This window comes from Clostridium ragsdalei P11, from assembly GCF_001675165.1.
Classification (GTDB): domain Bacteria; phylum Bacillota; class Clostridia; order Clostridiales; family Clostridiaceae; genus Clostridium_B; species Clostridium_B ragsdalei.
This window is the reverse complement of the sequence record NZ_LROS01000044.1, coordinates 76,568-96,098: the sequence shown is the minus strand read 5'-3', so window position 1 is coordinate 96,098 and position 19,531 is coordinate 76,568. Positions and strand designations below refer to the sequence as shown.

The 19,531-nt window shown below is 29.1% G+C and carries 21 protein-coding genes and 1 riboswitch; of the genes, 15 read left to right on the top strand and 6 right to left on the bottom strand.

Annotated features, from left to right (window positions below):
* Positions 1–11 precede the first annotated feature (11 nt).
* A complete protein-coding gene (locus tag CLRAG_RS15580; protein ID WP_065079238.1) occupies positions 12–851 on the bottom strand; it encodes a PHP domain-containing protein in 840 nt (279 codons plus the stop codon).
* 246 nt (positions 852–1,097) lie between these two features.
* On the opposite strand from CLRAG_RS15580, the gene CLRAG_RS15575 reads away from it, so the two are divergent.
* Positions 1,098–1,298, top strand: coding sequence for an alpha/beta-type small acid-soluble spore protein (locus tag CLRAG_RS15575; protein ID WP_013238836.1), 201 nt, complete (start codon positions 1,098–1,100; stop codon positions 1,296–1,298).
* A 50-nt stretch (positions 1,299–1,348) separates the two neighbouring features.
* Here CLRAG_RS15575 and CLRAG_RS15570 read toward each other — a convergent pair whose 3' ends face one another.
* The gene (locus CLRAG_RS15570) at positions 1,349–1,675 is read right to left on the bottom strand and encodes a hypothetical protein (protein ID WP_023161741.1); all 327 of its coding nucleotides are present in this window, start codon (positions 1,673–1,675) and stop codon (positions 1,349–1,351) included.
* 221 nt (positions 1,676–1,896) lie between these two features.
* Between CLRAG_RS15570 and CLRAG_RS15565 the strand changes: the two genes are divergently transcribed.
* The 5 genes from CLRAG_RS15565 (at position 1,897) to CLRAG_RS15545 (ending at position 7,786) form a co-directional block, all read left to right on the top strand.
* Positions 1,897–2,259 carry a phage holin family protein gene (locus CLRAG_RS15565; RefSeq protein WP_023161740.1) on the top strand — a complete coding sequence of 121 codons (363 nt, stop codon included), beginning with the start codon at positions 1,897–1,899 and terminating at the stop codon, positions 2,257–2,259.
* A gap of 207 nt (positions 2,260–2,466) precedes the next feature.
* Positions 2,467–2,898 carry a bacteriohemerythrin gene (locus CLRAG_RS15560; RefSeq protein WP_065079237.1) on the top strand — a complete coding sequence of 144 codons (432 nt, stop codon included), beginning with the start codon at positions 2,467–2,469 and terminating at the stop codon, positions 2,896–2,898.
* Positions 2,899–2,934: 36 nt separating this feature from the next.
* The gene (locus CLRAG_RS15555) at positions 2,935–4,755 is read left to right on the top strand and encodes a MutS-related protein (protein ID WP_065079236.1); all 1,821 of its coding nucleotides are present in this window, start codon (positions 2,935–2,937) and stop codon (positions 4,753–4,755) included.
* Positions 4,756–4,866: 111 nt separating this feature from the next.
* Positions 4,867–5,043: riboswitch (Lysine riboswitch) on the top strand.
* 123 nt (positions 5,044–5,166) lie between these two features.
* Positions 5,167–6,630: an amino acid permease gene (locus tag CLRAG_RS15550; protein WP_065079235.1), complete on the top strand. Its 1,464-nt coding sequence runs from the start codon at positions 5,167–5,169 to the stop codon at positions 6,628–6,630.
* A 247-nt stretch (positions 6,631–6,877) separates the two neighbouring features.
* Positions 6,878–7,786 (top strand): glycerophosphodiester phosphodiesterase, encoded by a 909-nt coding sequence (locus tag CLRAG_RS15545; protein ID WP_242872157.1) that lies wholly within the window; start codon positions 6,878–6,880, stop codon positions 7,784–7,786.
* A gap of 362 nt (positions 7,787–8,148) precedes the next feature.
* Here CLRAG_RS15545 and CLRAG_RS15540 read toward each other — a convergent pair whose 3' ends face one another.
* A complete protein-coding gene (locus CLRAG_RS15540) occupies positions 8,149–8,427 on the bottom strand; it encodes an ArsR/SmtB family transcription factor (RefSeq protein WP_065079234.1) in 279 nt (92 codons plus the stop codon).
* A 197-nt stretch (positions 8,428–8,624) separates the two neighbouring features.
* Here CLRAG_RS15540 and CLRAG_RS15535 point away from each other — a divergent pair, with 197 nt between their 5' ends.
* The 6 genes from CLRAG_RS15535 (at position 8,625) to CLRAG_RS15510 (ending at position 14,895) form a co-directional block, all read left to right on the top strand.
* Positions 8,625–9,110 carry a PH domain-containing protein gene (locus CLRAG_RS15535; protein WP_065079233.1) on the top strand — a complete coding sequence of 162 codons (486 nt, stop codon included), beginning with the start codon at positions 8,625–8,627 and terminating at the stop codon, positions 9,108–9,110.
* Positions 9,094–10,509: a PH domain-containing protein gene (locus CLRAG_RS15530; protein WP_242872156.1), complete on the top strand. Its 1,416-nt coding sequence runs from the start codon at positions 9,094–9,096 to the stop codon at positions 10,507–10,509. Before CLRAG_RS15535 ends, CLRAG_RS15530 begins: the two co-directional genes overlap by 17 nt.
* Positions 10,510–10,814: 305 nt before the next feature.
* Positions 10,815–11,801 (top strand): UDP-glucose 4-epimerase GalE, encoded by a 987-nt coding sequence (galE, locus tag CLRAG_RS15525; RefSeq protein WP_065079231.1) that lies wholly within the window; start codon positions 10,815–10,817, stop codon positions 11,799–11,801.
* 65 nt (positions 11,802–11,866) lie between these two features.
* Positions 11,867–13,561, top strand: coding sequence for an arginine--tRNA ligase (gene argS / locus CLRAG_RS15520; protein ID WP_065079230.1), 1,695 nt, complete (start codon positions 11,867–11,869; stop codon positions 13,559–13,561).
* 71 nt (positions 13,562–13,632) lie between these two features.
* On the top strand, positions 13,633–14,430 hold the full coding sequence (locus CLRAG_RS15515) for a ribonuclease H-like domain-containing protein (RefSeq protein ID WP_065079229.1): 798 nt from the start codon (positions 13,633–13,635) through the stop codon (positions 14,428–14,430).
* Positions 14,431–14,517: 87 nt separating this feature from the next.
* Complete coding sequence (locus CLRAG_RS15510) at positions 14,518–14,895, top strand: CBS domain-containing protein (RefSeq protein ID WP_065079228.1); 378 nt, start codon at positions 14,518–14,520, stop codon at positions 14,893–14,895.
* 8 nt (positions 14,896–14,903) lie between these two features.
* Here the strand turns inward: CLRAG_RS15510 and CLRAG_RS20250 are convergent, their stop codons facing one another.
* Genes CLRAG_RS20250 through CLRAG_RS15500 form a run of 3 tightly spaced genes read right to left on the bottom strand, consistent with a single transcriptional unit; the run spans position 14,904 to position 17,111 of the window.
* Positions 14,904–15,065 carry a FeoB-associated Cys-rich membrane protein gene (locus tag CLRAG_RS20250; protein WP_083985753.1) on the bottom strand — a complete coding sequence of 54 codons (162 nt, stop codon included), beginning with the start codon at positions 15,063–15,065 and terminating at the stop codon, positions 14,904–14,906.
* Between the two features lie 14 nt (positions 15,066–15,079).
* Positions 15,080–16,846 (bottom strand): ferrous iron transport protein B, encoded by a 1,767-nt coding sequence (feoB, locus tag CLRAG_RS15505; protein WP_065079227.1) that lies wholly within the window; start codon positions 16,844–16,846, stop codon positions 15,080–15,082.
* Positions 16,847–16,883: 37 nt separating this feature from the next.
* On the bottom strand, positions 16,884–17,111 hold the full coding sequence (locus CLRAG_RS15500) for a FeoA family protein (RefSeq protein ID WP_065079226.1): 228 nt from the start codon (positions 17,109–17,111) through the stop codon (positions 16,884–16,886).
* Between the two features lie 186 nt (positions 17,112–17,297).
* Between CLRAG_RS15500 and CLRAG_RS15495 the strand changes: the two genes are divergently transcribed.
* The 3 genes from CLRAG_RS15495 (at position 17,298) to CLRAG_RS15485 (ending at position 19,472) form a co-directional block, all read left to right on the top strand.
* Positions 17,298–18,023 (top strand): HAD-IB family hydrolase, encoded by a 726-nt coding sequence (locus CLRAG_RS15495; protein WP_065079225.1) that lies wholly within the window; start codon positions 17,298–17,300, stop codon positions 18,021–18,023.
* 73 nt (positions 18,024–18,096) lie between these two features.
* Positions 18,097–18,726: a ribonuclease H-like domain-containing protein gene (locus CLRAG_RS15490; RefSeq protein ID WP_207644824.1), complete on the top strand. Its 630-nt coding sequence runs from the start codon at positions 18,097–18,099 to the stop codon at positions 18,724–18,726.
* Between the two features lie 47 nt (positions 18,727–18,773).
* Entirely contained in the window at positions 18,774–19,472 is a 699-nt protein-coding gene (locus tag CLRAG_RS15485) for a FadR/GntR family transcriptional regulator (RefSeq protein WP_065079223.1), read from the top strand.
* The last annotated feature ends 59 nt before the right edge of the window (positions 19,473–19,531 follow it).

Below are 19,531 nucleotides of genomic sequence, written 5' to 3'. Positions count from 1 at the left end.
TATTTTTAAAACTATAAACTTTTAAGTTTGCTTAAAAAATCATTTATTTGATTTTCATCTAAATAAACTTCACCTATAGTATGACCGTGCTTTAAACTTTTTTTGTTTGTAGAATGGAAATCAGATCCTGCAGTTATGATTTTTTTATACTTTTTAGCATACTTTATGAATTTCTCTGTATCACAAACTTTATTAGCAGGATAAATAGCTTCTATACCATGAAATGGAAGCTTGATTAAATCTTCTATATTTATATCTTTTACAAGTACAGGGTGGGCAAGTACAACCATAGCACTTAAAGACGTAAGCATTTTTATTCCTTCTATTGTAGAAAGTTTTTTGTTTGGAACGTAGGCAGGACTGGAATCTCCTATAAAATTTGAAAATATGTAATCAAAACTGTAATTATAACCTGCATTTATTATGGCTTTTGCTATATGGGGTCTTGCTACAACTCCATTAGCTATCTTTAATATGTTTTCAAAATCAAGTTTTATATTGAAAAATTTATATAAATTATTTACTATTTTTTTTGCTCTGTTTATTCTGTATAAGTTCATTTCTTTTAAAAAGTCTTTGAATTTTGGAGATATATGAGAGATATCTTTAAAATACCCCAGTATGTGAACGCTTCTATTTTCATACAAGGTAGATAATTCTATTCCAGGAATAACTTTGATACCTATTTTTTCTCCTTCTTTTAAAGATTCATCTATACCAGATAAGGTGTCATGGTCTGTTATTGCAATAATATCAACACCTTCTCGTTTTGCCATACATACTAGTTTTGACGGAAATAAGTTACCATCCGAAGCATTAGTATGTAAGTGAAAATCTCCTTTTTTATACAATAAAATCACCTGCTTTTAAAATTAACTTATATTTATTATACTACTTTAATCATGCAAAGTTTCAAAAAGCTTTAAATTTAAGGCTTTTTACAGTATAATAGAGAAAAATTTTCATTTATAAAAGTTTCTAGATACCCTATAATATAGTATATTTTCATTTAATTTTATAGAGTAATAATTTTTATATGGAGCAAACTGATAGTGTAATACAAAACAAATAATTTAAAAATGAGGAGGGGAACAATTATGGCAAACAGTAGAGGAAACAGAGTCTTAGTTCCACAAGCTAAAGAGGCTTTAGATAAATTTAAAATGGAATCAGCTAGAGAAGTAGGAGTAGATTTAAAGGAAGGCTATAATGGAGATCTTACATCTAGAGAAGCAGGTTCCGTAGGTGGAAACATGGTTAAAAAGATGGTTCAGGCCTATGAACAGGGCTTAAAATAAGATATTGAATATAGGTAAAAGCCAGATGATAGTTTCATCTGGCTTTTGCACTATTTGATTCCAGATATTTTACCTCTAAGTGCTTTTATACGGCCATTTACATAGCTTAAAAGTTCTGACTTATTGTCTTTTATATTCACTGGTGCATTAATAACTATAGTCAAAATGTCCAGTTTACTGTATTTTATCTGATTTGCAATTTCATAAGCCAAATATTTATTTTTTATTTTCCAGTATGTAGTGTTAAATTCATTTGACTGTCTTTGATTATAATATCCTTTTTCTATACCAAATTGAAATAGATCTGCAGCAGATTCTAACTCATCTAAATCTTTGGCTTGTAAAGTTTCATCAATAAGAGTTTGAAATGTTTTCATTGTTACACTCCTTTTTAGTAATTTATAAGTATTTACTATACAGACAATATTACTTATACCTTTTTTCTTAAATTTTGTCAATATTCATTTTGAATTTAGTTTTATCTAAAAATAAAATAGTTATAACTTCTATTTAAAAAATTTTTTATTTTTAAATATTTTTTATGTTTTAGGTAAAAATATAAGTGAATAAATATTTTATTGAAAAAGGAGTGACTTCCATGGGTGATACAAATAAACAACCTGAAAGATCTACATTGGGAGGTTATATATTAAGATTTGTTTTAACAGTAGTTGTATTGGCAATAACTTCATTTTTAACACCTGGTTTCAAAATATCAGGATTATGGTCATATGTAGCTGCAGCAGTTGTAATAAGTTTAATAGATTATTTAGTAGAAAGATTTATGAATGTAGATGCTTCTCCTTTTGGAAAGGGAGTAAAAGGTTTTGTAATTGCAGCTGTAATATTATATTTAACTCAATTTTTAGTTCCATATATGAGAGTTACCATAGTAGGAGCTATTTTGGCAGCAGTAGTTATTGGAATATTAGATGCCGTAATTCCAGGAAGGGTTATGTAAAAATATTTCCTACAGATCCAATAAGTGAATAATTTTTTATTTTCTTTACGCCGCCGGTATTATTCCGGCGGCGTTTTAAATTAGTAGTAGTTTACTAATTCAAATTTTGTTATAATAATATGTATAGAAGCAGCACAATCAGTAAGTTATAGAAATTAAACTTATTTATCAAATTTTACAATAAAATATTTAGAAAGGAAGTATACTATGTTTGAATGGAAAGATGAATATGCTTGTGGAATTAAGAGAATAGATGATGAGCACCAAAAGTTATTTGAAATAGGACAGTCCATATATGAGTTAGCTGTCAATGAAAATCATGTGGACTATTTTGGTGATATTTTAAATTTAATTGACGATTTAAAAGAGTATACTGTTTATCACTTTGAGGATGAAGAAAAGATTATGAAAATGTATGACTATCCAGGTTATTCGGAACAAAAACGAGTGCATGATAAATTTATAGAAAAAATAGAGAGCTTGGATTTAGATGAAATAGATGAAGATACACAAAAATCAATTTTGGATATTTTGGATTTTGTGTACAATTGGATATCAAGTCATATATTAGGCATGGATCTGAAGATAAAAGATTATTTTGATGAGTTAAAAGTAAGTAGGCTAAAAAATAGCAAATAAAAACATAGACGTAGTGAGAAAAGAGGAGAAATATACTTGAAGGAAATTGAAAAAATCTACTGCAGAAGAAAAAAACATTACGACCATCTTGTGAAAAGGCAAAGTTCTGCTGCAGTACGTATGAGTAGGTTACGTTTTTTAATATTTTTGCTAGGAATAATCTTTATAGTAGGTTTCTATATTAAAAACTATCACTATATGAGTTTAAGTATTTTCCTGGTTTCAGCTATATTGTTTGTACTTGCTGTAAGAATCCATGAAAAGTTAAAACAAAATACAGATTTTACAAAAAAACTAGTAAGAATAAATTGTAATTCGCTAAAAAGAATAGTTGGTGATTGGAAAGAATTTAACGAAAAAGGGGAAAGTTTTAAGGATGTAGAGCATAATTATTCCTGGGATCTTGATATATTTGGTGAAAACTCATTATTTCAATGTATTAATTGCTGTAATACTTATCTTGGAAAGGAAAACTTAAAAAATGTGCTGTCATCACCTTTAGGAAATTCTAAAGATATAGAAAAAAGACAAAGTGCAGTTTTGGAATTGTCCCACAAATTAAAGTGGAGACAGCATCTAGAGGCACAGAGTTCATCCATAGAAGATGATAGGGAGAGTGTTTCAAAGCTTAAAGAAATAGTTTCAACTGAGAATTCAATGTACAGAAATAAATACATTATAGGTGTATTTAAAATAATTCCTATTGTAACTATAATGCTTTTGCTTATGAGTTTTGTATTTCACTTTTTTAATAATTCTATAGGGTATGCAGCACTTGTAGTTCAAATAATTTTACTTTTACCAGGGGCTAAAAACAGATTTAGTACTTTAAACACGGTTTTCAATTTAAAAAGTAATATAAGATCTTATGAAAAAACCATATCCTTAATATGCAAAGAAGAATTTCAGTGTGATTACTTAAATGACTTAAAAAGTATGCTATTTAAAAAACAAAATGGAAAATTAAAAAATGCAGCAGAAGAAATATATAAACTAAAAAGGATATCAGAGAGCATATCTCAGCGCCAGAACATTGCCTATATAATACTTAATATATTTTTCCTTTGGGATTATCAGTGTATGTTTGCCTTTGAAAAGTGGAGGGAACAAAATGGCAGTGAGCTTTATGGATGGATTGAAACTGTTGGAAAATTTGAAATGTTGAGTAGTCTTGCAGTTATAGCATTTGAGCATTCAAGTTGGACAATGCCTGAAATTTTGGATAAATCCTTAGTCTTAAAAGCAGATTCCATGGCACATCCTCTTTTAGGGGATAAGGCAGTTTGTAATAATCTAGATTTGGGCAAAAATTCTAAAGTAGCACTTATCACAGGATCAAATATGTCGGGGAAAAGTACTTTTTTAAGAACAGCAGGTATAAATTTAGTACTTGCTTATTCGGGGGCACCGGTTCGTGCAAAATCATTTTGTTGTTCTATAATGAGTATTTACACCTGTATGCGAATAAGTGACAATTTAGAAAAAAATATATCTTCTTTTTATGGAGAAATTTTGAGAATAAAATCTATTGTAGAAGCTGCTAATAGAGGAGAAAATATTTTTTTCTTATTAGATGAAATATTTAAAGGTACTAATTCTATAGATAGGCACACTGGAGCCAAGATACTTATAAATGAATTGATGGACTCTAATACCTGTGGTATGGTATCAACTCATGATTTGGAATTATGTGATATAGAGAATGAAAGTAATGAAAGAGTAAAAAATTATCATTTTAGAGAATATTATAAAGATAATAAAATACAGTTTGATTATAAATTGCATAGAGGTGCATCGAAAACGAGAAATGCTCTGTATCTTATGAAAATGGCAGGAATTAATGTACCTGACAATTAATCTGATATATTTTTTGCATATTCAATAATATTTTTACAAAATGTACTTTAGAGTATAAAATCTATTGACTAACTTAAAATTTTAGTTCATAATATATTAATATAAGTGAATAACTGAGGTAGAGGTGCAGAATTTAAGAGTAGAGTTGAGGAGTTAAGCACTATGATACAACTTGAAAGGAAATTTTGCCGAAGTTATTTAGCAGATGCTTTAATGCTAAGTAATTGGGTTTACATAAAATATATGTAAAACTGTCACAAGGTTAATTTGTGGAGAGCTATCATTCGTTATAGGATTAATATGTCTTTATATAACCTTGAGTGTACTCTCAAGGTTATTTTTATGATCACCTTATGTCCGTCTTAGTTATATCACTTATCGGAAATTAAAAACCGATAAGGGGGGAAAAAAATGCAGAGTGTTGCAGAACAAAAACAAGAGGGGACCTATGAACTTAAAAGAGGTCTTAAAGCCAGGCATTTAAATATGATTGCTTTGGGCGGAGCTATAGGAACAGGGTTATTTTTAGCTCTAGGAGCTACGATTAAACAGGCGGGTCCTGGAGGAGCACTTGTGGCTTATGGCTGTATAGGAGTTATGGTTTATTTTTTAATGACAAGTTTAGGAGAAATGGCAACGTACATGCCTGATTCAGGTTCCTTTAGTACATATGCCACTAAGTTTGTAGATCCTGCACTGGGGTTTGCACTTGGATGGAACTATTGGTACAATTGGGCTATAACTGTTGCAACAGAAATGGTAGCAGGGGCCTTGATAATGAAATTTTGGTTTCCAGGTGTACCATCTATTATATGGAGTATATGTTTTTTAGTACTTATAGTTGGACTTAATTTATTGTCTGCAAAAGCTTATGGAGAATCAGAATTTTGGTTTGCAGGTATTAAGGTCTTTACAGTTATCGTATTCTTAATTGTAGGTGTGGCAACTATTTGTGGAATATTTAATGGAAAACCTGTAGGATTTAAAAACTTTACAGTAGGAGATGCACCTTTTGTAGGTGGTTTTAAATCTATATTTTTAGTTTTCTTAATTGCAGGATTTTCTTTTCAAGGTACAGAGCTTATAGGTATAGCAGCAGGAGAAAGTGAAAATCCAGAAAAAACTATACCAAAGGCAATTAATGCTGTATTTTGGAGAATAATATTATTTTATATAGGTACAATATTTGTAGTAGGAGCTCTTATACCTTATATGAATGCAGGAGTTGATACAAGTCCTTTTACGATGGTATTTCAAAAGGCAGGTATAGCAGGGGCAGCTTCTCTTATGAATGCAGTTGTTTTAACCTCAGTTCTATCTGCAGGAAATTCTGGAATGTATGCTTCAACAAGAATGTTATATTCTATGGCTAAAGAAAAAAATGCACCTGCATGTTTTGCAAAAGTTAATTCAAGGGGAGTACCAGTAAATTCACTTATACTTACTACTATAGTGGCATCTGCTTGTTTTTTAACTGGATTTTATGCAGAAACTACAGTGTATGTATGGCTGGTAGCAGCTTCAGGACTAGCAGGATTTGTAGCATGGGTTGGAATAGCACTTTGCCATTATCGCTTTAGAAAGGCATATGTTTTTCAAAAACGTGATTTTAGTAAATTAAAATATAAAGCTAAATTATTTCCACTGGGTCCGATTATAGCACTTGTACTTTGCATTGTGGTTATCTTGGGTCAAGGTATTACTTATTTTGGAGAAGCTAAAATAGATTGGGGTGGAGTTATTTCTTCATATATAGGACTGCCTTTATTCTTAGGTCTATGGATATGGTATAAAAAAAGGCATAGTACAAAAGTTATTAAATTAGAGGATGTAGATTTTAATAGTATTGAAAAAGAAGTAGAAAATATGAAGTAATATTTTGGCAAAAAGTTTCTAGGGAGTTTACTTTCCTAGGAACTTTTTTATGTTTTATAGATTAGACTATTATAGATAATTTATGGTAGAATTAGAAGAGCAATGATGAAAAAAATCATGTTCTTGTCTAGTATTGTATTTTTAAATTAAAATTAAATCTGCTAAAATATTTAGCTAAGCTTAAGACTTTATCAATAAGGGGGGTAATAGTATTTATAAAAAGGTATTTACAAATGTTATCCTTATATTGTTTACTGCATTACTTTTAAAAGTTATGGCTGTAACTTTTTATTACAATACCAATTCTCTTTCTCTTAAATATTCGTCTAATATAAGAATTAATAAATTAAATGATATAAGTTACAAAAGAAAAGACAATATACCAAAAAAAGTTAATAATACTGTAATGCAAAATGAACCTATAGTAATAGCTCATCGTGGAGCAAATAGATTTGCTCCTGAAAATTCCATTCCTGCTATTGATATTGCAGGTAAAATGGGATATTGGGGAGTAGAATTAGATGTATGCTCTTCCTCCGATGGTGTTTTATATTTACTCCATGATCCTACACTTAATAGAACAACTAATGGAAGGGGACCAATAACAAAAAAGTCGTCAGACGAAATAGATGAGCTTAAGATTGATAAGGGGGCAAATATAGCTCAATATCCTAATTTAAAAGTACCTCGATTTGAGGAAGCATTGACGGAATGTTCTAAATACAATCTCGTACCAATATTTGAAATTAAATTTCTAAGTAGAAGAAATAGAGATATTAATACATTTTTAGATATTATCCATGAATATGGTTACGAAAAAAAAGTCATTGTTCATTCATTTAATTATCAAGCTTTGGAATATTTAAAAAGTAAGGATAATCAGATTCGTATAATGCCAATTATAAATCCAAATAGCAGACTCCATGGTTATATGTATGCGAAGTCTATAGGGGCTGTAGCTTTAGATTCCAGATATGATTTTCTTACTAAGAAAATTGTACAATTGGCTCATAAAGATGGGTTAAAGGTATTTTGTTGGACAATTGATAGAAGACAAGATTTTAAAAGAGCTGCTAAAATGGGGGTAGATTATATATATTCTGATACCATTTATCCAACTAAGAAAGAAGTAAAATTAAGAAAAAATCCTGTATAGGTATTAAAGTGAAATTAAAAATTGAGAATTAAAAATTAGTAGTTATGGATGATTCCCTTCCGTTAACACTACAGAAGATCTAAAATATAGTGCTATTGCAGCTTTACTTCAATAAGATTTAAATTTAAGATTTTTTAAATTACAATGGGCATTGCTTGAGACCCTTTGTATGAAAGATTATTAGTCCTAAGGAGTTTACTAACTTAAAAATCAACTTATACGTAGGAACATTTTTACAATAATGAAGCTTTTTTAAAATTTTTTTCTTAGCCTTATCAAAATATTTAATTGAACTGAATGTTGTAAAAAATATTTGGAGTATAAGTTGATTTTTTTGTTCGAAACTCTATAAATCATTGACATTACTTAAATAAGACATGAATTAAATCAATAGCTGTTTTATTACAAACACTGTAATTAACTTCAAGTCCATTTCTAGTTCCTTCTATAATTTTTGCTGTCCTTAATTTTTGTAAGTGTTGTGATAAAGTTGACTGAGGAATTTTAAGGCAATTTTGCATGTGTGTAACATTACAGCAGCCCTTATCTAATAGCCCTCTGACTATACATAGTCTAATAGGATGTGCCAGTACCTTAAGAAGTTCAGCAGTATCGGCATACTCTTTATAATTATTGTCCATAGTTCTACCTCGCTATATTTCTATATTTAAATCTTTACATTTATATATTATGATATACAAATATAAACGTCAATATATAATAATTATAAAAGATTTATTAAATTTTAAAATAGTAAAATATAATTATGTAATATATAATATAGGCAAAACTAATTAGTGTACAAGCAAGTACACTAGATATGTGAAGGAGATTAACTATGAATTATGATAAGATCGATAAAAGTGCTATAAAATCATGGATTATTGGAAGAACAGTAATTAGTGTTATATTTATAGCTTTATATGTGCTATGTGTGAATTTATTCTTAATGCCAAGAATTGAAGATATGAAAGTACTAAAATGTGGTTTAAATCTTTTAACTGCAATAATAATATTTGTTTCAATTTTGGATAGTTTTATATGGCCCTTTTTAGAGTATAAACAGTGGAAATACGGAATATTTGAAGATAAAATTGAACTTATAGAAGGCATAATCATAAGAAAAAGAACAATAATTCCAGTTTCTAGAATCCAGAATTTAAAAATAGAACAGGGACCAATTGAAAGAATGTGCAAAATAGCTTCTGTAAATATAATAACTGCAGGGGGTACACATAAAATCCCTGCTATAGCTGTGGAAGATGCTGAAAAAGTCGCAAATAACCTTAAAAATGTTATAGAATTGGGTGATAAAATTGGATAGGGTAGAGAGAAATCATTTCTTTAAATTATTTTATAGTTTAGGCACAATATTAAAAGAAATGATAGGAATTATTTTTGCATCAGGATTCTTGATTAAGTGGATTGGATTTAGATTGGGAATTTTAATTGCAGTAATTTTATTAATACTACTTCTAGCATATGAGATTATAGAATGGAGAAAAAACATTTTTATAATAAGAGAAAAGTATATTTATCACAAAGAAGGGGTCTTTAGCGTAAAAAAAATAGAAGTTCCTTTAGAAAAAATCAATACAGTTGACATTTCAACAAATTTTTTTGAACAAATTTTTAATGCAGCAACTATAAAAATTGATACAGGAGATGCAAAGGATCATGGAAATGAATTGAAATTCACTTTAAATAGAGGTAGGGCTGAGGAGCTTAGAAATATACTGCTTAAAGAAAATACGAATACACTTAAAAATAAATATGAACAGGAATCTTATAGTTTAGGTTCAAAAGAATTATTTATATATTCTATTATTTCTAATTCACTGTTTAAGGGACTAGCTATATTGCTTGCTATACAGCAATTTTTTGAGGAACGTGTTAAAAGATTACTTAAACTTAATATTGATATATCTAAATATTTTAGAGGGTTTAATTATACAACTTTTTATGAAAAAATTTATACAATCGCAATTATAGTTTGTATTATATTATTTGTAAGTTTATGTTTGTCTATTATATATAATTTTATAAAATATTATAATTTTAGAATGTGGGCTGATAATAATAAAATTTGCATAAATTATGGAGCCTTAAATAAGAAAAATTATAGTTTCGATAGAGAAAAGATTAAAGGGATACATCTTAAACAGACTATTTTAATGCAGGTTTTTGGCTATTTTACTATAGAAATAGAAAGTATTGGATACGGAGATGAAAAAGGAGAAAAAGCTATACTATATCCCATATGTAATAGCCAATTGAAAGATAAAATATTAAAAGATTTACTTGATGAATTTTTATATGAAGATAATTTTAATAAACCTCTTAGTAATGTATATTTTGGCTTTTTTTATAAGAAAATTGCATTTTGGGTAATTGTAACTTGCATGATTGCATTTATAAAACCAAGCTTTATTTTATTTAGCATAGCCATGTTTATAATATTATTTATTATAGGACATATGGAATTTAAAAATACGGCATTGGGGATAAATAGAAGTTTAGTTTGCATATGTCATAATAGTTTTAATAAAACTCAATCTGTTTTAAAGATGTCGACTATACAATCTATTACTTCATCATATAATTATTTTCAGCACAATAAGAGAGTTTGCAATTACAAGTTTATTTTATATAGTTCTAATTATGGTAAAGAATTAAAGGTTAAAAATTTAAAAGATAATGCTGTTGAGAAATTTTTTAGATAAGGAAAGACAGCTACACTTAGAATGATTGCAGGCTTTGAAAAACTCAATGGAGTTTATTATGTAATAGTTAATGGACATGTAGTAGTTGAGTATGGTAAAATTAAAAAAGATATTTTGCCTTGAATGGTAATTAGAATGAATTAAATTATAAAGAGCATACCGTTTTTTAATTAGGCTATGCTCTTTATAACATTATATAGAGCATAATTACAACTATAGTAGACAAATAGGATGAAATAGATATAAAATATAAAATATAGTATTTAAATGACTATAAAGTTATAATTTATATTGGAGGTTTTATAATGGCAATTTTAGTTTGCGGTGGAGCCGGATACATAGGCAGTCATATGATTGCGGAGTTATTGGAAAATAAAAAAGAAGTTATCGTATTAGATAATTTTGAAAAAGGACATAGATCTGCAATTTTAGGTGGAAAGGTATATGAGGGAGATTTAAGAGATGATAATATACTTGACAGAGTATTTGGAGAAAATGAAATTGAAGCTGTAATAGATTTTGCTGCTTATTCTCTTGTAGGGGAAAGTGTAGATGAACCTCTTAAATACTTTGATAATAATGTAGGTGGAACTTTAAATTTGCTTAAAGCAATGAGAAAGCATAATGTAAAGTATATTGTATTTTCATCAACCGCAGCTACTTATGGGGAACCAAAAAGTATACCAATTTTAGAAAATGCAGTTACATATCCTACCAATCCCTATGGAGAATCAAAGCTTACAGTGGAGAAAGTTTTGAAGTGGAGTGATAGGGCATATGGTATAAAGTATGCTGCGCTGAGATATTTTAATGCAGCTGGAGCACATATAAATGGGGTTATAGGAGAAGATCACAGACCTGAAACTCATTTAATTCCAATAATACTTCAAGTAGCTTTAAAAAAGAGAGATAAAATATTCATATTTGGGGATGATTACAATACAGAAGACGGTACCTGTGTTAGAGATTACGTTCATGTAACTGATTTAGCTAATGCTCATCTTTTATCACTGGATAAAATTATGAAAGATAATGAAAGTAAGATTTATAATTTAGGTAATGGAAAAGGATTTTCTGTAAAAGAAGTAATTGAAGTTTCAAGAAAAGTAACTGGAGAAAAAATAGAGGCTGAAATTGCACCTAGGAGGCAAGGAGATCCAGCAGTACTTGTGGCTTCTTCTAAGAAAGCCCAGGATGAACTTGGATGGAAGCCAAAGTATAATTCTTTGGAGAACATTATTGGAACTGCCTGGAATTGGCATAAGAATCATGTAACTGGATATGAAAAGTAATAGAATGTAAACAGGAGAGGAGTTGAATATTGTTAAATAACCATAAAGTTATTTAACATAAAGTTATGGATTATAAAGAAATAATAGCAGAAAGAATTAAAGAAAATGTAGATTTAGAATTGGATTTTATAAAAGGTTTAATAGAGATACCTCCAAAGCCTGAGATGGGAGATTATGCCTTTCCATGTTTTCAATTGGCAAAAACATTAAGAAAATCTCCAAATATGATTGCAGAAGAATTAAAAAGTAAATTAGGCAAAGAATATTTTGAAAAAGTTGAAAATCTAGGACCTTATTTAAACTTTTTTGTAGATAAAGCAGCTTTTACAAAAGATACCTTGGAGAAGGTATTAAAAGAAGGAGAAAATTACGGAAAATCTGAGCTAGGTAAAGGAAAAAATATAGTTGTAGAGTTTTCGTCACCTAACATTGCAAAGCCATTTCACGTAGGACATCTTTTTAGTACATCTGTTGGAAATGCGTTGTATAAAATGATAAGTTCTCAAGGGTATAACTGTACCAGAATAAATCATTTGGGAGATTGGGGAACTCAGTTTGGAAAACTCATATCTGCTTATAAAAGATGGTGTGATGAAGATTCCCTACATAAAGATCCAATAAAAGAGCTTTTAAGGATATATGTTAAATTTCATGAAGAAGCTGAAAAAGATCCTTCACTCAATGAAGAAGGTAGAATGTATTTTAAAAAATTGGAAGATGGATGTGAGGAAGAAGTTACTCTCTGGAAAAAGTTTAAGGATTTAAGCCTTAGAGAATTTAAGAAGATATACGATCTTTTAAATGTGAATTTTGATTTCTATACAGGAGAAAGTTTTTATTCAGATAAAATGGATGCCGTTGTAGAGGAAATAGACAAAAAAGGGCTTTTAGTAGAGAGTAATGGAGCAAGAGTTGTAATGCTGGATGATTATAACATACCTCCTTGTATTGTAAAAAAATCTGATGGAGCTACTATATATGCAACACGTGATTTGGCTGCAGCTATATATAGAAAGAAAACCTATGATTTTGATAAATGCATATATGTAGTAGGCCTTGACCAATCACTTCACTTTAAACAGGTATTTACTACACTTAAATTAATGGGAAATGATTGGGCAGATTCATGTACACATGTAGGTTTTGGTCTTGTAAGGTTTGCAGATAAAAAACTTTCTACAAGAAAGGGAGATGTAATATTTTTAGAAGATTTATTAAATAGATCTATAAAGAGAACTCTTGAAATAATAAATGAAAAAAATCCTGAGCTTGAAAATAAGGAAGAAGTTGCAAAGAAAATAGGAATAGGTGCTGTTATATTTACTTATTTAAAAAACAACAGAGAAAGAGATATAGTATTTGACTGGAATGAAATGCTAAGCTTTGAGGGAGAAACTGGTCCTTATGTACAATATAGCTATGCTAGAGGAAAGAGTATATTAAGAAAAGCTCCTGCCGATATAAGTGAAAATGTAGATTACAGCAAATTAGGTAGTAAAGAAGAATTTGAACTTGTGAAAATACTTCATGGTTTTAATAAGGCAGTATTGAATGCTATAAATAAGTTAGAACCATTTATAGTAACTAGATATGTAATAGATGCAGCTAAAGCCTTTAATAAGTTTTACAATGCACACAGCATTATAAATGCTGAAGATGAAGGTGTAAAGGCAGCTAGAATTCAGCTTGTAAAGGCTTCCTGTCAGGTAATAAAAAATGGATTAAATTTACTTGGAATAGATGTAGTAGAAAAGATGTAAAAATATTATTTGTATTTTGAATTCAATTCTACGGTAGAATGGAGATGGAGAAGTTACTTAGTAACTAGGTTATGGAAATCAAAGAGTATAAACAGCATATAAATATTTCAGAAGACATATTTTTAAGTTGTAATATGGATGATGTAGCATATTTTGATATAGAGACAACAGGATTTGACAGAGAACATGACAACATAATACTTATATCTTTTGGGAGATTTTTAAGCAGGGATGACTTTGAAATGAAACAGTATTTTTCAGATGTTTTAGAAGATGAAAGAGAAGTTATATATAATTTTGGATTAGATGTAAAAAAATATAGCAGCTGGTGTTCCTATAATGGAATAGCATTTGATGAGCCCTTTATAAAAGAGAGGGCTCATCAAAACAACATATGTTTTAAAGCTCCTGAACATCACATAGATTTGTACAGGCTTATAAGACCATACTATAAACAACTTGGAATGGAAAGGTGCAATTTAAAGACTGTAGAAAAACATGTGGGAATAGACCGAAAAGATAAAATAGATGGTGGAATTAGTGTAGATCTGTATAAAGAATTTCTAGAAAGTAAAAATGAAGATATAAAGGAAACTATAATGCTGCATAATTATGAAGATGTTTTAAATTTACCCAAAATACATGAATTTGCTTGCAAAATTAAAAATAATAATTTGCTTGTAAGGGAAGATTGTATTACAGAGAAACAGTTAAAATATTTAAAAATACTTTTGAAAAAGAATAATATACAACTAGATGTTCAATTAGAAAAGGTATCTAAAAGAGCTGCTTCTCACGTCATAGACCATCTCCTAAAAGGTGAAAGTGATTGTGATGAATTAGTAAATATAATAAATAATAGTTACTAATATTTTTAGTATAAAATTAAATTTTTGAAATATTTGTACTTTATATTGAAAAATAATTGTATAATTGAAATAAGGAGGGATAATAGTATGGTAGGAGAGATAATGCATTCTGATATTGTGAAATTAAAGAGAGAAGATAGTCTCCATAAGGCTCTAGATGTAATGTATGACCATAATATAAATGGAGCACCCGTAGTTGATGAAAACGGTAAACTAACAGGTATGATAGTAAAAGCGGATATATACAGGTTCCTAATGGAAGAAGGACATTATGATACATGTCCTGTTGACTGGGTTATGGCAAAGGATGTAGTTACAGCTAAAAGTGATGAAGATATTTTAGATGTTGCAAAAAGACTGAGGGAAAAGAACATAGTATCTATTCCTGTAATTGATGATAAAAATACGGTTAAAGGAATTATATCTATCGAAGATATAGTGGATTATGTTATAAAAAAGTTCTGATATTTATATCAGAACTTTTTTATATTATTACAATCTTTTGTATTATAGGGACATTTTGAACCAGTACAGCATCCACAATCACATTTACCTTTGGCTTTATTTTTAATATTTCTATAAAGTATATACAGGGCTGTTCCTGCAATAATTATTGTTACTATAATCTCTAACAATTAAAACGCCTCCATTACTTAAATATCAGAGAAGCTATATTAAATACGGTAAAAGAAGATATCCATGCCAGTAGAAGTTGATATGTTACGGAGAATACTGCCATTTTGCTTCCATATTCTTTTTTCATGGTTGCTATTGCAGATATACAAGGGGTATATAGCAATACAAAAACTAAGAATGCATAAGCGGAAATAGGGGAAAATTGACTTTGAAGAGAGGTAACTAAATTTCCACCATATACAATACTCATAGTACTTAATACAATTTCTTTTGCGGTGATACCTGTAATAAGTGATACTGAACTTTGCCAGGTGCCAAATCCCATTGGTGAAAATATAGGACTTACTAATTTACCGATAGAAGATAGAATACTTTTATCCATGGATACCATACCAGATAAATTGAAGTTAGATAAAAACCAGATTAAAACCGACATGGAAAATATTATGGTACCTGCTTTTTTTAAGAATCCCTTAGCCTTTTCCCAAGTGTGGAATAACAAACTTTTTAATTCAGGGATATTGTATTCAGGAAGTTCTATTATAAAAGGTTCTTCGTCTTTTTTAAATAAGGTATTTTTAAAAAGGAGGCCAATTAAAAAGGCTATAAAGATTCCAAGAATGTACAAAGAAAATACTATGGTAGTTTTATTTTTAGTGAAAAAAGCTGAAGCAAATAGTGCATATATAGGTAACCTGGCATTACATGACATTAAAGGTATAAGTAATGCTGTTAATTTTCTATCTTTTTCACTTTCAAGTGTTCTAGAAGTCATAATTGCAGGCACGGAACAACCAAAACCTACTATAAGTGGTATAAAAGCTTTTCCAGACAACCCCATTTTTCTCATAAGTTTGTCCATTATAAAAGCCCCTCTTGCCATGTATCCACTGTCCTCCAGAAAAGATACTCCTAAAAATAAACAGAATATAACGGGGAAAAATACAACTACAGATCCTACACCAGATAGAATACCATCTACTAAAAGAGAACTAAACCAGCTACTTGTTCCTGCTAAGAGTATTTTTAAATCCGGTTTTAAGAAGCTTTCTAAAAAATTGTCAAAAATGTCTGCAGTAGGTTGACCTACCCAGCTAAAAGTAAACTTGAAAATCAATATTAAACATATTAAAAATATTGGATAAGCTAAAAATCTATTTAAAACTACTTTGTCTATTTTTTCAGTAGTTGAAGTAATATTTTTTTTTGTTTCCTTAACACATTTGCTTAGAATATTATTTATATAGGAATAGGCTGCTTTTTCATTTTCAAAGATAAATTTGCTATTATCTGTTTCCTTTAAAAAGTTACCACTTTTAAGAATTTCAAGAAGGTTGTCTATACCTTTTCCTTTAGCTGCTACAATTGGAACCACTGTTACTCCTAGTTCTTTAGAAAGTGCTGAAAAATCTATTTTTAATCCTTTAGATTCTGCTGCATCCATCATATTCAAAACTAATATAATAGGTTTATTAAATTGTTTCAATTGAGTTGTAAGATATAGATTCCTATTTAGATTTGATGAATCTACAATATTTATTATTACGCTTGGATTTCCTGTAAGTAAAAATTCTTTGGATACTTTTTCTTCATTAGAATATGTATCCATGGCATATATTCCGGGCAAATCTACAATTTTTATAAAATTATCTACGTAACCTTCCTTTTTTTCAACGGTTACTCCAGCCCAGTTTCCAACATATTGATTTGAACCAGTTAGATGATTAAATAAAGAAGTTTTACCTACGTTTGGGTTGCCAAGTAAAGCTGCTACGATCATATTACTCCTCCCGTCTATAACTTCATTATTAATAATTTTACGCAGGGACATTTACTGATATATTTTGTGCATCCTTTCTACGTATAGCTAAATTGAAACCCCTTAAGTTTATAACTATAGGATCCCCTAAAGGAGCACAATTTTTTAATAATACTTCAGTCCCTTCTATGCATCCAAGAGCAAGAAGTCTTTTAACTAATTTTTCATTACCACTTATACTTTTTATCATTCCAATTTCACCTAATTTTAAATCGCAAATACTCATATAAAGCCACCTCCCAATTTGTTAAATATAATGAAAATCATTATCATTTCTAATATTATAATATCATATTAGAAATATACTGTCAACCGATTATTTTTTTTCGAATATTGATATTATAAGTATGTATGTTAAAATAATAAGATATATTTATGTTTTTTTAAATAATAGTTAAGGAGAATAAAGAGTATGAGTATAGCAGCTTTTTTTGATATTGATGGTACTTTATATAGAGAGGGTCTTATAACAGAGGTATTCAAAAAACTGGTAAAATATGAAGTGATACCTGGAGAAAGATGGTATAAGGAAGTTAAACCAGAATATGAAAAGTGGGATAAAAGAGAGGGAAATTATGATAATTATCTTTTAAAGATTGCTGGTATATATATTGAAGCTATAAAAGGTCTTCACAGATCTCAAATAGAATTTATAGCCAAAAATGTAGTTTCACAAAAAGGCCATAGGGTGTATTCTTATACTAGGGATATGATAAAATGGCATAAGGAGCAGGGACACAAGGTTATAACTGTATCCGGAAGCCCAGTGGAGCTTGTAAGGGAGATGGCTGTTAGATATGGATTTGACGATTATGTAGGAGCTGTGTATATTATAGATAGTAGGGATATTTATACGGGAGAAGTTGTTCCTATGTGGGATAGTGTTAGCAAGAAAAAAGCCATAGAATTATTAGTTGAAAAATATGGTATAGATTTAGCAAAAAGTTATGCATATGGGGATACTTCAGGAGATTTAGCAATGCTTAATATGGTTGGAAATCCTGTCTGTGTAAATCCAACCCGAGAACTTTTGAAAAAAATAAAAGATAATAGTGTTTTAAGCGAAAAGGCAAAAGTAATAGTAGAAAGAAAAGATATGATATACAAACTAGAAACAAAGTGCATAAATGATATATAAATTGTTTATGTTTTAAAATGAATTGGAGAAGAGTGATAAAGTGATAGAAAGACTTAATGATGTTGGTGTTGAAATGCCTATGACAGAAAGTTCACTAAAAGTAGAGAATAATAACTGTGTTTTTAAAGATTCTATATTTTTTGATTTAGAGCATTATATATATAAGAAACCAATATGTATAGGAGTATTTGGATGTTGCTTTTATGATTACAAAAATCAAATTTTAAAAGTAACTCAGTATATGATAGAAAACAGCAAAGATGTAAGAGATATACTTGATTTAGCAAGAAGTTACTTTGAAACTATGATTGAAATGGGAAAAAAATATATAGTGACTTTTTCAGGTAACAATGATTTTACAGTAATAAACTATCTTTTTGAGAAATATGGTATAGAATTTAATATAAAAGATTATTTTATAAGTATAGATTTGCAAAAAGAATACGAAAAAGAAATGCATAAATCCATAGGGCTAAAAGCACTGGAAAAAGAATTTGGAATAAATAGGGAAAACGAAGTAATAAGTGGTTCAAATTTGGCTAAAACCTTTAGTAAAATAGCAAAAGATGATGAATATATAAAGAGAATGCCTGAAATGAAAAAACAAAAAATATTATTGTATAACGAGCAGGATGTAGTAAGCTTATTTGGTATATATACAAAGTGGAATGATGTTTTTGTAGGTTCTGCTCAAAATATATAGAAAACTTATCCAAATATAAGATAAAATGAATTGAGGTGGCTCATTTGATGTTTACACCTATAAAGAGTACAAAGGTATATGAACATGTAATAGTTCAAATTGAAAATATGATTATGGATGGTACTTTAAAAAGGGGAGACAAACTTCCTTCCGAAAGAGAGTTAGTTGATAACTTTAAAGTTAGTAGGACTTCTATAAGGGAGGCTTTAAGGGCACTTCAAGTTATAGGACTCATAGACAGCAGGCAGGGAGAAGGAAATTTTATAAAGCAAAGTTTTGAGGATAGTTTGTTTGAACCATTGTCCATAATATTTATGCTCCAAGGTGGGAAACCTGAAGAAATAATGGAAGTTAGAAAAATTATAGAAGTGAAGACAGCAGCTATAGCTGCAGAAAAAATAAATGACAAGCAGCTAAGTAATCTGGAGAAATTAGCAAATGCTTTCAAAACTTCTAAAGATGAGAAAGATAATGTAGAACTTGATAAACAATTTCACTATCAAATTGCCCAAGTTACTGAAAATTTTTTGATAAAAAATATTTTAAATTCAATGTCTTTTTTAATGGATTCCTTTTTAAAAGAAGCTAGAAGTAAGATATTGGTAGATGAAGGAAATCTATCAGTACTTGCAGCACAGCATATTAAAATATGTGAAGCTATTAAAAATCATGATGCTGCAATGGCTTCAGAAGAGATGAAAAAGCATTTAGATTTTACTGATAAGTATATCAGAAGTAATATGTAGTCATCGGATAAATGTAAAAAAAGCCTTTTGCTTAAATAAAATAGTTAACTTATTAACGT